Consider the following 15,516-nt stretch of genomic DNA (forward strand, 5'->3'; position numbering starts at 1 on the left):
CTCCTTATCCCTTTTATTACTCCCCGGCAGAACTGCCAGGCCGGTATTGTTACCGCCCGGTGCTATGCCGCTCTGCCCATCTTTTGAGAGGATTTTTTTCTTCATAGCCGCTGATCTGAGCCAGGACCATTGTCACATTATCCCGACCGCCTTTTTCCAGAGCTGCTCCAAGAAGTTCTTCCACCTTCTCTTCTGCTGTGGAATTTTTAGCCAGAACTGCCTGGATCTCCTCATCAGAAAGCATATCTGTCACTCCGTCTGAACAGATAAGATAGCTGCTTCCATCCTGATAACCGATCTCCACAATGGACGGCTCCAGTGCCACATTCTCTTCCTGAAATCCAAGGTACTGCGTCAGAGGTGCTTTTCCCAGCATCTTCCCACCGATCACATGATCTGTGGAAATCTGCTGGAGTTTTCCCCGAAAATGGCGGTAAATACGGCTGTCTCCCAGGTTACAGGCATAGATTGCCTTTTCACTGAAGGACAGCAGCGCCATTGTAGTTCCCATGCTGCTGATACGGTTATCTCTGCTGTAGCGGCATACTGCTTCATTCATATTTTCGCAGGCCCCTGTAAGAAAATCCACAGGTTCCTTTCGAAGATTCCTCCGATTCTCCTCGTAAAATCCACCCAGTGCTTCCACTGCTGCAGAGGCTGCCATCTCACCGCAGCTCTCTCCTCCCATGCCGTCAAAAACAGCAAGTACAGGTAGCTGCCAGTGCTGTGTATGACCTGCCAGGATGCCATCAACTCCCTGGTTGTGCACCGGCAGGCGCACACCGCAGCACCAGAAATTATCCTCATTATTAGCCCTTACCTTCCCGGTGTGGCATGTATACGCATAATCAATCTGATAGGCCATTCTTTTTCCTTTCGTAAAAACCCTTTTAACAATTACTGCTGCAGCTCCACAACGGAATTGCTCCAGTATTTGTCTCCCAGTTCTACATATTTGTCATTGTCACTTTCTTTATCATGGACTTTTCCATCCTTATCGATCCAGCGTATCAGAAGGCCGTCCTGATAATAGAAATACTGATTCTCATCACCGTTCCATACATAGGTATAAAACATCTGCTCTCCCCAGTAAAAATATTCCTCATAAACACCATCTGCGGACTGATCCGGGTAGACAAGCACTTTGGCAATCTCTCCTGACGGATTATAAAAGCGCAGGCGTTCCCCCTCTGTGCCTTCACGTTTATAACTGTCCAGAGCCTCTTCTATGGTTGTTGCATGCTCACGTATGGTTTCCATTGCCTGGGTAAAACTCTTGTCAGTACTATCTGTTGTTCCGAAATTCCCACTGTTCAGTGCATCAGAATCGTCAGCTTCCGCAGAAGCCTGATTTCCGCTGTCCGCAGATTCCAAAACATTTCGTGCTATAAGAATTCCTCCGATCAGGGTGATGACCACAACAGCAGTTATGATCATCCTGAAAAAACCTTTTCGATTCTTTCTGTCCGGTTCCTTTTCAGTGCTGTCAGACACCGGATTCTTCCATTCCCGCAGATCCTGGTCCCGATTATTCTCCAGATCTTCTATTGTGGTAACTTTTGGCTGCACAGCTCCGGTTCTTCTTATACCGGAATTCTGCTGTCCCTGACTCTTTAACTGTGAAACAGATCTGCTTTCGTTTTCCGGTGTTGTCCTTCCGGAAACAGGTTTCCGGGAATATGCAAATGAACTCTGTGCAGTATTCTGCGCTGAATCCTGTACATTATCATAAGCCCTGTTCCGGTCTGACATTCCTGCTGATGGATTATCCTGCTGACTATACTGACCAGTTCCGGCAGCTTTGGATTTCTGTACATAATTTCGCCTTGCCTCACGAACAGCTTCTGTATTTATCTGGCTTGTTCTTGCCAGCTGATTTACCGCTCCCTCCTGAAGGAACCTTGGCATTGATTCAGGAACGTACCGTTCTTTCGCTTCTTTCCGAAGCGGCTGCGCTGTTTTGCCAGCTTCCTTTTGCACTTTTGTTCCATATCGGATGGCTTCCAATGCTTCCCGGAGCTCACGTGGCGTCTGATAACGTTCTCCTGAGTCATAGGCACAGGCCTTCAGGATGACTCCGCCCAAAGCATCTCCCGCATCTGCTGGTGCCGGAGGCTTTTCCCCGGACATTCTTCTCGTCAGGGCATTCTCCTTATCCCGGTATGTGATCAGCTGTTTCTCAAGGTTAAGAAACGGCAGTCTGTTATGGTTCATTAACTTGTAAAGCACCAGTCCAAGTGCGTAGATGTCCACTCTGTTATCGTACTTTTCTCCCCTGTACATCTCCGGTGCCATATAAGAATAAGTTCCCTTCTTGGAAAGGGTACTCATTGTTTTTTCCAGCTCACGGGCGATTCCAAAATCACCCAGTTTGAAATCCCCGAACCTGGATACAAAAATATTCTCAGGTTTGATATCCCTGTGAATGATGTGAAGCTGTCCGCAGTATTCCAGTGCTTTGCAAAGGTCCATGCCGAGCTTCATCACTTCTTTTTCTGTGAGATTTTTTCCCGCATAATATTCCATAAAGCTTGTGAGATATTCCATGCGGATAAAAATATCCCATCCGATTTCATCCAGGTATTCCATAACCTTGTAATCTTCAACAGATACAATGTGGGAATTCCCCCGGAAATACTCCATGGTGCTTACTTCCTGAATGCACTCCTCAACCAGGTTTTCGAAATAATCGCGAACGGATTTCTCATCACCGGATTCTGAGCGCACACTATCCAGTTCCCCTTTACTGGCGGGGATTGTGATTATCTTAATTGCCGAGTAAAAAGAACGTCCCTTCTCTGTTCTCTGAGCTTTGTATACTCTTCCAAAAGATCCTTCCCCGATCTTGCTTATGATCTTCCACTCAGGCCACGGGGAAATTGGCAGTTCCTTGTCCATCGCAATCCCTCCTCTCTCAGAATGTTAAATGCTCCCAATATACAGAAATCTCCCTCCGGAATTCCGGGGGGAGATTATGTTTATATTAGCAAGGTATTCGACTTATTCTTCTACCGGTGCAGTTTCCTCTGTTGTCTCTTCAACAGCAGCGGTCTCTTCTTCCGGAGCAGTCTCAGCCGCATCTTCCTCTACGGAAATATCCTCAATATCCTCCGGCTCCTCAGAAGCATTCTTTACTTCCGGCATTCCTGTATCGAGACTGATCTCACTGTAACGCTTCATACCTGTACCTGCAGGAATCAGTTTACCAATGATAACGTTCTCTTTCAGACCGATCAGCGGATCGATCTTACCCTTGATAGCAGCTTCTGTCAGGACTTTCGTTGTCTCCTGGAAGGATGCTGCTGACAGGAAGGAGTTGGTTGCAAGAGATGCTTTTGTAATACCAAGCATAACCTGTTTGCCCTCTGCCGGCTGTTTGCCCTCTGCCTCAAGCTTCTCGTTAACTTCCTCAACGTCAAGGACATCAACAAGTGTTCCCGGCAGGAACTCTGTATCTCCGTTATCCTCGATACGGATCTTCTTCAGCATCTGATGAACGATAACCTCGATATGCTTATCGTTGATCTCAACACCCTGCAGACGGTATACACGCTGAACCTCGCGGATCATGTAATCCTGAACTGCACGAACACCCTTGATTCTCAGGATATCATGCGGATTTACACTACCTTCTGTCAGCTCGTCACCGGCCTCAAGAACCTGTCCGTCAAGGACTTTGATACGGGAACCGTATGGGATCAGGTAAGTCTTGGAATCACCTGTCTCCGGATCGTTTACGATGATCTCACGTTTCTTCTTAGTGTCGTTGATAGTGGCAACACCCGGGATCTCTGTGATGATCGCAAGACCCTTTGGCTTTCTTGCCTCAAAAAGCTCCTCGACACGAGGAAGACCCTGTGTGATATCTCCACCGGCAACACCACCGGTATGGAATGTACGCATGGTCAGCTGTGTACCTGGCTCACCGATAGACTGTGCTGCGATGATACCAACAGACTCACCAACCTGTACCGGCTCACCGGTAGCCATGTTTGCACCATAACATTTTGCGCAGACACCAACCTTGCACTTACAGGAAAGGATGGTACGGATCTTCAGTTTGTCGATCGGTCCGCCTGTCTGGTTGCTTACGCCCTCTTTCATAATACGGGCTGCACGCTTCGGTGTGATCATGTGGTTTGCTTTAACAAGGATTTCTCCGTCTTTATTCTTAACTGTTTCACAGGAGAAACGTCCTGTGATACGCTCCTGAAGGCTCTCGATCTCTTCTTTTCCGTCCATGAATCCACGAACAACCATACCCGAGATCTCTGCTCTGTTCTCACAGCAGTCTGCCTCACGAACGATCAGATCCTGGGATACGTCAACAAGTCGTCTTGTCAGGTATCCTGAATCGGCTGTACGAAGAGCGGTATCGGAAAGACCTTTACGGGCTCCATGAGCGGACATGAAGTACTCCAGTACGTCAAGACCTTCACGGAAGTTTGACTTGATCGGGAGCTCGATTGTATGACCGGTTGTATCAGCCATCAATCCACGCATTCCGGCAAGCTGCTTGATCTGCTTATCGGAACCACGGGCTCCGGAGTCAGCCATCATGAAGATGTTGTTGTACTTATCAAGACCTGTAAGAAGTGCTTTTGTAAGCTCATCATCAGTCTTCTTCCAGGTATCAACAACCTCTTTGTAACGCTCTTCCTCTGTGATAAGACCACGTTTGTAGTTCTTTGTGATACGGTCAACAGTATCCTGTGCCTGCTTGATCATCTCCGGCTTCTGCGGCGGCACGGTCATATCGGAAATAGATACGGTCATGGCTGCACGTGTGGAGTATTTGTAACCCATAGCCTTAACGGAGTCAAGTACCTCGGCTGTCTTTGTTGCACCGTGAGTATTGATAACCTTTTCAAGGATCTGCTTCAGCTGTTTCTTACCTACAAGGAAATCAACCTCAAGAAGCAGTTCATTTCCAGGTACGCTTCTGTCTACGAATCCAAGATCCTGCGGAAGAATCTCGTTAAACAGGAAACGTCCCAGTGTAGAATGAACATTACCGCTTAAAACAGTTCCGTCCGGCATTGTCTTATGGCAATGGACAATGATCTTTGTCTGGAGTGTGATGACCTTGTTCTCGTATGCAAGAATTGCCTCGTTGACACTCTTGAAGAACTTGCCTTCACCCTTATTTCCAGGTCTCTCCTGAGTCAGGTAGTAGATACCAAGAACCATATCCTGTGAAGGAACGGCTACAGGACCACCATCTGACGGTTTCAGAAGGTTGTTCGGTGATAACAGAAGGAAACGGCACTCTGCCTGTGCTTCCTGGGAAAGCGGAAGATGTACGGCCATCTGGTCACCATCGAAGTCAGCGTTGAACGCAGTACAAACAAGCGGATGAAGCTTGATCGCCTTACCTTCTACAAGGATCGGCTCGAACGCCTGGATACCCAGACGATGCAGTGTAGGTGCTCGGTTAAGCATAACCGGATGCTCCTTGATAACTTCCTCAAGGACATCCCATACTGCCGGCTCAAGTTTCTCTACCATTTTCTTGGCATTCTTGATGTTGTGGGAAGTTCCGTTGGCAACAAGCTCTTTCATAACGAATGGTTTGAACAGCTCGATAGCCATCTCTTTCGGAAGACCACACTGATAAATCTTCAGCTCAGGTCCTACGACGATTACAGAACGTCCGGAGTAGTCAACTCGTTTACCAAGAAGGTTCTGACGGAAACGTCCGGATTTACCTTTCAGCATATCGGAAAGGGATTTCAGAGCTCTGTTTCCAGGGCCTGTTACAGGACGTCCACGGCGTCCGTTATCGATCAGGGCATCTACAGCCTCCTGCAGCATACGCTTCTCGTTGCGGACAATGATATCCGGAGCACCAAGCTCCAGAAGTCTTTTCAGACGGTTGTTTCTGTTGATGATCCTTCTGTAAAGATCATTCAGGTCAGATGTTGCAAAACGTCCTCCGTCCAGCTGTACCATAGGACGAAGATCCGGCGGGATAACCGGAATAACAGTCATGATCATCCACTCAGGACGGTTGCCGGACTCACGGAAGGACTCCACAACCTCAAGACGTTTGATGATTCTTGCACGTTTCTGGCCGGTTGCATCTACAAGCTCTGCTTTCAGCTCTTCGGAATCTTTTTCAAGATCAATAGCCTGCAGAAGCTCCATGATGGATTCAGCACCCATACCTACACGGAATCCTTCACCGTAAGACTCACGTGCTTCCTGGTACTCACGCTCGGTGAGTACCTGTTTGTACATAAGTCCGGAGTCTGCTGGATCCAGAACGATATAGTTGGCAAAGTAAAGCACTTTCTCCAGTGTTCTCGGAGAAATATCAAGGATCAGACCCATACGGGACGGAATTCCTTTGAAGTACCAGATATGAGACACCGGAGCTGCAAGCTCGATGTGTCCCATACGCTCTCTACGAACGGCAGATTTGGTTACTTCAACACCACATCTGTCGCAGACAACGCCTTTATAGCGAATTTTTTTATACTTTCCACAGTGGCACTCCCAGTCCTTGCTCGGTCCGAAAATTCTTTCGCAGAAAAGACCGTCCTTTTCAGGTTTCAAGGTTCTGTAGTTGATTGTTTCAGGTTTTAAAACCTCACCGTGTGACCACTCTCTGATCTTCTCAGGGGACGCCAGTCCAATCTTGATGGCATCGAAAGTCATTGGCTGATATGTTTCATTGGCGTTCGTTGTTTCTGCCATGTATTCTTTCCCCTTTCTTATTCCTCATCATCAAAGGACTCTTCAAACTCGATCATGTCATCCTCGTCTTCCATGTCCTCATCTTCTTCTACATTGACAAGCTCTTCTCCGCTGAACTCCTGCTTGGTATAGCCGTGTTTACCGAAGGACTCCTCATCTCTGCGTCCTCTGGAATCGCCCTCGATGACATGACGAAGATCTGTATCTCCGTAATCAGAAGTCTCCATAATGTGTACCTCTGATCCGTCCTCGCTGAGCACACGTACATCCAGACCAAGGGACTGAAGCTCTTTAAGAAGAACCTTAAAGGACTCAGGAATACCTGGCTCAGGAATGTTGTCGCCTTTGATGATTGCTTCATAGGTCTTAACACGTCCGATCACATCATCAGACTTCACTGTCAGGATCTCCTGCAGTGTATAGGAAGCACCATATGCCTCCAGTGCCCAAACCTCCATCTCTCCGAAACGCTGGCCACCGAACTGAGCTTTACCACCCAGAGGCTGCTGTGTTACCAGGGAGTATGGACCTGTGGAACGTGCGTGGATCTTATCGTCTACCAGATGATGCAGTTTCAGGTAGTGCATATGACCGATTGTTACAGGACTGTCAAAGTACTCTCCTGTACGTCCGTCGCGAAGTCTTACCTTACCGTCTCTGGAAATAGGAACGCCCTTCCAAAGTGCTCTGTGAGCTTTGTTCTCATCAAGGTACTGCATAACATCCGGTGCAAGAACATCTTTATATTTCTCACGGAATTCCTCGAAGTCTTCCGTATTAACGTAATCATTGGCAAGCTCCAGAGTATCCTGGATATCAACCTCGTTTGCGCCATCGAATACCGGTGTTGCGATATTGAAGCCAAGTGCTTTGGCAGCAAGGCTTAAGTGGATCTCCAGGACCTGTCCGATATTCATTCGGGAAGGTACACCCAGAGGGTTCAGCACGATATCGAGCGGACGTCCGTTCGGAAGGAATGGCATATCCTCAACCGGAAGTACACGGGAAACGACACCCTTGTTACCATGACGACCAGCCATCTTATCACCAACGGAGATCTTTCTCTTCTGTGCAATATAAATACGTACTGCCTGATTTACTCCAGGGCTCAGCTCATCGCCGTTCTCTCTTGTAAATACCTTGGCATCTACGATAATACCATATTCACCGTGTGGTACCTTAAGAGAAGTATCACGTACCTCTCTTGCCTTCTCACCAAAGATGGCACGAAGGAGACGCTCCTCAGCAGTAAGCTCTGTTTCTCCCTTAGGAGTAACCTTACCAACAAGGATATCACCGGCACGTACCTCAGCACCGATACGGATGATACCACGCTCATCCAGATCCTTCAGAGCGTCATCGCCGACACCCGGAACGTCACGTGTGATCTCTTCCGGTCCCAGCTTGGTATCACGGGATTCTGCCTCATACTCCTCGATATGGACAGATGTATAAACATCGTTCTGTACAAGTCTCTCACTGAGAAGAACAGCATCCTCGTAGTTATAACCTTCCCAGGTCATAAATCCGATCAGCGGGTTCTTACCAAGTGCAAGCTCACCATTGGATGTAGACGGACCATCAGCGATAACCTGTCCAGCCTCAACATGCTCACCCTGGAACACGATCGGTCTCTGGTTGTAGCAGTTGCTCTGGTTGCTTCGCATAAATTTGGTCAGATGGTAATCATCCTTGGTTCCGTCATCATTCTTGATGGAAATATCTGTAGATGTGGAACGAAGTACTGTACCTGCTTTTCTTGCAACAACACATACACCGGAGTCAACGGCTGTCTTGGTCTCCATACCAGTACCAACAACCGGAGCCTCTGTTGTAAGAAGCGGAACGGCCTGGCGCTGCATGTTCGATCCCATCAGAGCACGGTTCGCATCATCGTTCTGCAGGAACGGAATCAGGGCTGTAGCAACGGAGAATACCATTCGCGGAGATACGTCCATGTAATCGAACATATGCTGCTCGTACTCCTGTGTCTCCTCACGGTAACGACCGGAAACGTTCTTATGAAGGAAATGTCCCTCTTCGTCCAACGGCTCATTCGCCTGTGCTACATGATAATTATCTTCCTCGTCCGCTGTCATGTATACAACTTCATCTGTTACACGCGGGTTGGAAGGATCTGTTTTATCAATTTTTCTGTACGGAGCCTCTACGAAACCGTACTGATTGATTCTTGCATAAGATGCAAGGGAGTTGATAAGACCGATATTCGGTCCCTCAGGAGTCTCGATCGGGCACATTCTTCCGTAATGGGAGTAATGTACATCTCGAACCTCGAATCCGGCTCTGTCTCGTGACAGACCGCCAGGTCCCAGTGCAGAAAGTCTTCTCTTATGAGTCAGCTCTCCAAGAGGGTTGTTCTGGTCCATGAACTGTGACAGCTGGGAAGATCCGAAGAACTCCTTCACTGCTGCAGTTACAGGTTTGATATTAATCAGGGACTGCGGAGAAATACTCTCTGTATCCTGTGTTGTCATTCTCTCACGTACCACACGCTCAAGTCTGGAAAGACCGATGCGGTACTGGTTCTGAAGCAGCTCACCGACAGCACGGATACGACGGTTGCCCAGGTGGTCGATATCATCATCGTTTCCAAGGCCGTACTCCAGATGCATATTGTAGTTGATGGACGCAAGGATATCTTCCTTGGTGATGTGTTTCGGGATCAGGTCGTGGATATCACGTTTGATCGCATCACATCTGTCCTCAAATGTGTCATTTTCTTCCAGAATTTTTTCGAGTACCGGGTAGTATACTAATTCTGTAACACCCAGGGACTTCGGATCCTCAAGCTCCGGCAGATAGTGACGGATATCAACCATAAGGCTGGAAAGAACCTTGATCTCTCTCTCCTCACCCTGGATCCACACATACGGAACTGCGGAATTCTGCAGTGTATCTGCAAGCTCTTTTGTAACAAGTGTATCAGCCTCAGCAAGGATCTCTCCTGTTGTTGTGTCTACAACATCCTGAGAAAGCTTGTGGCCTACGATACGTTTATTGAAATGAAGCTTCTTATTAAATTTATAACGTCCTACTTTGGCAAGGTCATATCTTCTCGGATCAAAGAACATTGCCATGATAAGGCTCTCTGCGCTCTCTACTGCAAGCGGCTCGCCCGGACGGATCTTCTTATACAGCTCAAGGAGACCTTCCTGATAGTTTGTGGAGGTATCCTTTGTAAAGCTGGCAAGGATCTTCGGCTCTTCACCAAACAGATCAATGATCTCAGCATTGCTTCCAATGCCCAGTGCACGGATCAGAACAGTGATCGGAACCTTTCTTGTTCTGTCTACACGTACATAAAATACATCATTTGAATCTGTCTCGTACTCCAGCCATGCACCTCTGTTCGGAATTACAGTACTGGAAAACAGTCTCTTACCAAGTTTATCATGAGCGATTGCATAGTAGATTCCAGGGGAACGTACTAACTGGCTGACAATAACACGCTCAGCACCATTGATAACAAAGGTACCTGTAGCTGTCATCAGCGGTAAATCTCCCATGAAAATCTCGTGTTCGTTGATCTCTTCTGTTTCCTTATTGATCAGCCTTACTCGAACCTTCAAAGGTGCGGCATAAGTCACGTCACGTTCTTTACACTGCTCGATGGAATATTTTGCATCTTTTTCATCGTATGTGAAATCGATGAATTCCAGACTGAGCTTTCCGCCGTAATCTGCAATCGGAGAAATATCATCAAATACTTCTTTTAAACCTTCGTCAAGAAACCACTGGTAGGAATCTTTCTGAACTTCGATCAGGTTTGGCATTTCCAGGACTTCTTTTTGCCTCTGGTAGCTCATACGCATGCTTTTTCCAGTTTTTACAGAACGAATTCTGTTTTTTTCCATTGACGTTTCACCCCTGTTTTTTTATTATTTATTACAACATGATCCCGCCTGACCTTTAGGCAGGCATATCTAGCCATAATATAGCATCCTCCACTTTAACATAAGAAAAAAAGCGTGTCAAGAACTTTTTTTGATTTTTTTACATTTTTCCAAAAAAATATTCTGTTCCTTTTATACAGACGATATCTGAATATCCGAAACAGAATATTTTGCTTGTCGCACATTCTTATTTCACAGTACAGCCGATGGTTACTGTATTTCCATATTTATCTTTTGAGATAAGCTTCATAGCTGTATTCTTTTTCTGTTTTTTTATTTTGATCGTAAACTGTTTCTTCTTATTTACATATGCTGTGCCAAGCTTTGTGAGCTTTCCGGCTTTCTGCACATAAACCGTAACGCTGCGGCTGCCGGATGCTGTTCCCTTTATCGCAGTGCTCTTTGATGTAACAGTTTTACAGACCGGACGGCCGATACTGGCCCAGCCTTTGCAGCCGCTTGCATATATGGCCTGACTTTTCACATTCCCGGATATGGCGTTGGATCTTATATCCTGAACCTGTGACTCATTAAGATAAATTCCATTTCCGCTGTTTTTATCAAGAGTATTCCGGTTCAGTTCTGATATCTTCGCTTTCCAGATCAGTATTCCGTTCTTTTTGTTGGATAAAATCTGATTGTCCCGGATCCAGATCTTTCCCTTTGTATGCTCGATCCTGATCCCCTGATTTCGGTTAAACGAAGAAGTGTTCCTGTAAATCCCCACAACTTTTCCATAATCCACACGGATACCCGAACAGCCTGAAGATCTCACTGAGTTTTTTTCCACTCTTGATGCCGCACCTGTTGCCTGCAGAAAAATTCCGTCTCCCCCAACAGAAACTACGCTGTTTCCACTGATATAATTCTTCTGCTTCGAATCGACACCATACACATGGTCGCCAAAATAAATTCCTGCATTCGCAGTTCCTGATACTGTGTTCTGTTTAACACAGGTACCTCTGGAATCATCTGCATAAATCCCAAGATTGGAAAATGCAGAGGTCCTTTTCATTTTGATCTGATTCCCGGAAGCATTGACTGTATTTGTCAGCTTCATACTGATGCCGTTTCCATAGCCGGAAACCTGGTTGTTTTTTACCGTAACTCCTTTCACCGGATAGATTCCTTTCGGAATCACGCCCCCTGTTTCTTTCATGCTGTAACCATAAACTTTTATACCACTGCATATCCAGGCTGTTCCGCCAATATTCGTTGTATTTGCAAGGCTGATCGTATTTCCTGTCACCCGGATCTTTCTGTCGGCATTCACATCCGGTCCGCCTTTATATCCTCTGATGAGATGGGTGTTTTTTTTGTTCACAGCAGAAACTTCCACGCCAAGCCCCACATTGATCATCGTATTATTTTCTGCTGCAGAGTTTTCGTAATTCAGAAACTCAACGCAGCGTTTTCTGATATTTCGGAAGGTATTATTCCGGACAAAAATACGCCTGTACGTCTTTCCTGTCATCATGCTGTGCGTGCCTACTCCTGCAAAAACATTCTCAAATGTATTCCCCTCAATCAGAAAATCCTCACAGGTACTGCCATCATAAGGCATATACTGAGGAAAAACATTATCCTCATCAGTACAGCAGTCGATCTGAATGCATTCCTGGCCGCCTTTTACATAATTTTTATAATATCCCCGGAATGTACAGCCCGTGACCGTGGCATTTTTTACGCCACCAAATTCCAGAAAATGAGATTTCAGATTATTGAGGAACGTAGCATTTTTGATAACCACATTATTGGCATGTCCTATACAGAAGCCTACAAAACCACCTGGTTCATCTTTGCCTTTTACACATTTATAATTAAAATCCCATTTTCCTCCATCGATCACAATGTTGCTGTAGCCGGAATATCCACCTTTTGATTCTTTCGTATTTCCAAGCCTGAGGATCAGATGCTTGGTATCTGACGTTTTTGTGATCGTAGCTCCCTGTGCATATAAATACATATTGCTGTACATACAGAGTGTACCTGTCAGCACATATTCCCCCGGTGGGATGATGATCTTGTACGGAGAGACGGATGTAGCCTTGTCTTTCAGCTTCAGGAATAAAGTATTCAGTGGCGCAGTGATATCCTGACCGTTTTTTATTTTCAGAGTCCGCACTCTGTATCCATCAACTTCCCCTTCACCAGTATCTCCATCTGAAAATTCTTCATTCCCGCCTTCTCCTGAGGTGAAAGCTTCCTGCGATGATGTGTCATCTGATGAAGCATCTGATATATTGGCAGGATCCGCTTCCCGGATCAGTTCTTCACCGGAAATTCCAGCTGCTTCTGCATCAGTTGAGCTCTGTGTGTCTTCCTGTACACCGGCCTGCTCAGGCTCCTGTTCCAGTTCTTCACCGGAAGTTCCTGCTGTCTCTGAATCTGCGGTTTCCTGTATTTCTTCCAGTGGATCAGCCTGTTCATTTTCATCCGCTGTCTCGTCAGCAGCCGACACTTCATTCTCTGACGCACCGGCCTCTTCCACCGTCCCGTCTGTATTTCCGTCGAAAAAAATCTCTTCTTCCGGTTCCTGTGCCGCACTTTCCCCGGGGTCCTGTATTCCAGTTTTTTCTGCCGGTTCAGTTTCTGTTTCCGGTTCAGCGTCTTCATCTGTCCACGCTGCAACAGACGCAGGAACCACACTTCCGTCATCATCAAGAACCAGCGGATCCGGTTCCCGGGCAGGCATATTTTCTTCATCCTCAAGATCCTCCTGCTGCTCCATCGCTGCATCCTGTGCAAGGATCGCTTTTTTCGGGTCTTCAGTCTGCATTTCCGCATTAACCGGTTTTTCTGCGGAATATGCTTCCCGTATTTCTGCACTGCTTATATTTTCTTCTGAAACCGTACTCTGTGCCGCAGCCGGAAACGAAGCTTCTGCAAGTCCCAGAAGCACAGCCAGAACACCGGCCAACATTTTCTTCTTCATATTTATATTTCATCCCTCTTTCTGTTTTTCCATTATCCTTCTTTTGTTCCCAAAAAGCAAGAGACAAAAAAGAAGCTGCTGTGCCGCCGGTAAACCGGCAGGCACAACAGCCTCAAAAACTCTTATTCTGATTGGATTATTTAAGTGTAACCTTAGCTCCCTCAGCCTCAAGTTTAGTTTTGATGTCCTCAGCCTCAGCTTTGGATGCGCCCTCTTTAACAACCTTCGGAGCACCATCAACGATAGCTTTAGCCTCTTTAAGTCCAAGACCTGTAACCTCACGAACAACTTTGATAACTTTAACTTTGTTAGCGCCAACCTCTGTAAGCTCTACGTCAAACTCATCTTTCTCCTCAGCTGCCTCGCCTGCTGCACCTGCTGCTGCTACAACAACACCTGCTGCTGCGGAAACGCCGAACTCTTCCTCACAAGCTTTTACAAGGTCATTTAACTCTAATACAGATAATTCTTTGATTGCTGCAATAAATTCTTCTGTTGTTAATTTTGCCATTTTAATTTCCCTCCATTTATAAATTTTAATTAATAATCATGCGGTCGTTATGCCGCCAATTGCACGTTGCTGGGATTACTCAGCAGCTGCTGCGTCAGCTCCGCCGTTCTGCTCTGCGATCTGATTAAGCACACGAGCGAAGTTTGCGATCGGAGACTGCATGCTTCCAAGCAGTTTTCCAAGAAGTTCCTCTCTTGAAGGAATTGTGGACAGTGCCTGAATTCCGGCCTGATCATTGTAGTTACCTTCAACTACACCTGCGATCAGCTCCAGTGCCGGGAACTGTTTTGCATATTTAGCAAGGATTCTTGCCGGAGCAGTTGCGTCTGTCTCGGAGATAGCGATCGCATTTGTGCCATGTAAATGATCACTGAGGCTCTCAAATGCTGTACCCTCGAATGCACGACGCATCATGGTATTTTTGTATACCTTGTACTGAACACCAGCTTCTCTTAACTCTTTACGAAGAATTGTATCCTGCTCAACTGTAAGACCGCTGTAGTTTACAAGTACAACAGACTGTGCGTCTTTAATGCTGTTAGAGATCTCTTCTACGATTGGTTGTTTCAGTTCTACTTTTGCCATGAAATGGTACACCTCCTTATAGATTTTGTATACCGCCGTCGCAATAAGTCAATCTGTTTTAAAAAAAGACCTTACTGCTTCGCAATAAGGCCTTGTGTAATCTTAACTCAGAATACTTGGACCTCGGTAGGCGTTTTAATCCTTATGCCTTACGGCACCTACTGTCTTCGGCAGCGTTCTTAGGTACAATACCATAACAGTGCCGGGTGTGTCAAGTATTTTTTTGAAGTTTTTTGAACTTTTTATTTAGTACCAAAAATTCTGTCTCCTGCATCACCAAGTCCCGGGCAAATGTAAGCGTTCTCGTTGAGTTCTCTGTCAAGGGAACCGCAGTAGATCTGTACATCCGGATGTGCCTCGTGAAGACGTTTCAGTCCTTCCGGTGCTGCAATGATGCACATAAATTTGATATTCTTTCCACCCTGTTTTTTAACAAAATCAATGGCAGCCTCTCCGGAACCGCCTGTTGCAAGCATCGGGTCAACGATTACTGCGATACGCTCATCGATGGACTCCGGAAGTTTACAATAGTACTCGTGTGGTTCGTGTGTTACCGGATCACGGTACAGTCCTACATGGCCAACTTTCGCAGATGGCACCAGTGTCAGGATACTGTTTACCATTCCAAGACCTGCACGGAGAACAGGGATAACAGCCAGCTTCTTACCTGCGATCATCGGTGTCTTGCATGTCTCGATCGGTGTCTCAACTTCTACTTCCTCTGTAGGAAGATCGCGAAGTGCCTCATATCCCATCAGGATACCAATCTCCTCTACCAGTTTACGGAACTCGTTTGTTCCTGTATTTTTATCACGGAGCATTGAAATTTTGTGTTTGATCAGCGGGTGATCCATAATATAAACATTTTCCAT

8 protein-coding genes and 1 other annotated feature are annotated in these 15,516 nt (G+C 46.4%); all 8 genes read right to left on the reverse strand.

Annotation, left to right across the window (positions count from 1 at the left end; translation table 11 throughout):
- Positions 1-49: 49 nt before the first annotated feature.
- The 8 genes from AC04Q4_RS10785 to upp all read right to left on the reverse strand — a co-directional run bounded on the left by AC04Q4_RS10785 (position 50) and on the right by upp (position 15,516).
- Positions 50-865 carry a PP2C family protein-serine/threonine phosphatase gene (locus tag AC04Q4_RS10785; protein ID WP_173738354.1) on the reverse strand — a complete coding sequence of 272 codons (816 nt, stop codon included), beginning with the start codon at positions 863-865 and terminating at the stop codon, positions 50-52.
- Between the two features lie 32 nt (positions 866-897).
- Positions 898-2,898: a protein kinase domain-containing protein gene (locus AC04Q4_RS10790; protein WP_476388955.1), complete on the reverse strand. Its 2,001-nt coding sequence runs from the start codon at positions 2,896-2,898 to the stop codon at positions 898-900.
- 102 nt (positions 2,899-3,000) lie between these two features.
- Entirely contained in the window at positions 3,001-6,699 is a 3,699-nt protein-coding gene (rpoC, locus tag AC04Q4_RS10795; RefSeq protein WP_173738352.1) for a DNA-directed RNA polymerase subunit beta', read from the reverse strand.
- A gap of 17 nt (positions 6,700-6,716) precedes the next feature.
- Positions 6,717-10,574: a DNA-directed RNA polymerase subunit beta gene (gene rpoB / locus AC04Q4_RS10800; RefSeq protein ID WP_173738351.1), complete on the reverse strand. Its 3,858-nt coding sequence runs from the start codon at positions 10,572-10,574 to the stop codon at positions 6,717-6,719.
- 226 nt (positions 10,575-10,800) lie between these two features.
- Entirely contained in the window at positions 10,801-13,548 is a 2,748-nt protein-coding gene (locus AC04Q4_RS10805) for a right-handed parallel beta-helix repeat-containing protein (RefSeq protein ID WP_195456180.1), read from the reverse strand.
- A 136-nt stretch (positions 13,549-13,684) separates the two neighbouring features.
- Positions 13,685-14,059 carry a 50S ribosomal protein L7/L12 gene (gene rplL, locus AC04Q4_RS10810; RefSeq protein ID WP_015526302.1) on the reverse strand — a complete coding sequence of 125 codons (375 nt, stop codon included), beginning with the start codon at positions 14,057-14,059 and terminating at the stop codon, positions 13,685-13,687.
- 75 nt (positions 14,060-14,134) lie between these two features.
- Positions 14,135-14,644, reverse strand: coding sequence for a 50S ribosomal protein L10 (gene rplJ / locus AC04Q4_RS10815; RefSeq protein WP_021652200.1), 510 nt, complete (start codon positions 14,642-14,644; stop codon positions 14,135-14,137).
- A 52-nt stretch (positions 14,645-14,696) separates the two neighbouring features.
- Positions 14,697-14,833, reverse strand: a sequence feature (ribosomal protein L10 leader region).
- Positions 14,834-14,886: 53 nt separating this feature from the next.
- On the reverse strand, positions 14,887-15,516 hold the full coding sequence (gene upp / locus AC04Q4_RS10820; RefSeq protein ID WP_173738390.1) for a uracil phosphoribosyltransferase: 630 nt from the start codon (positions 15,514-15,516) through the stop codon (positions 14,887-14,889).

The sequence above is a fragment of the Blautia sp. HA8986 genome (genome assembly GCF_056504635.1).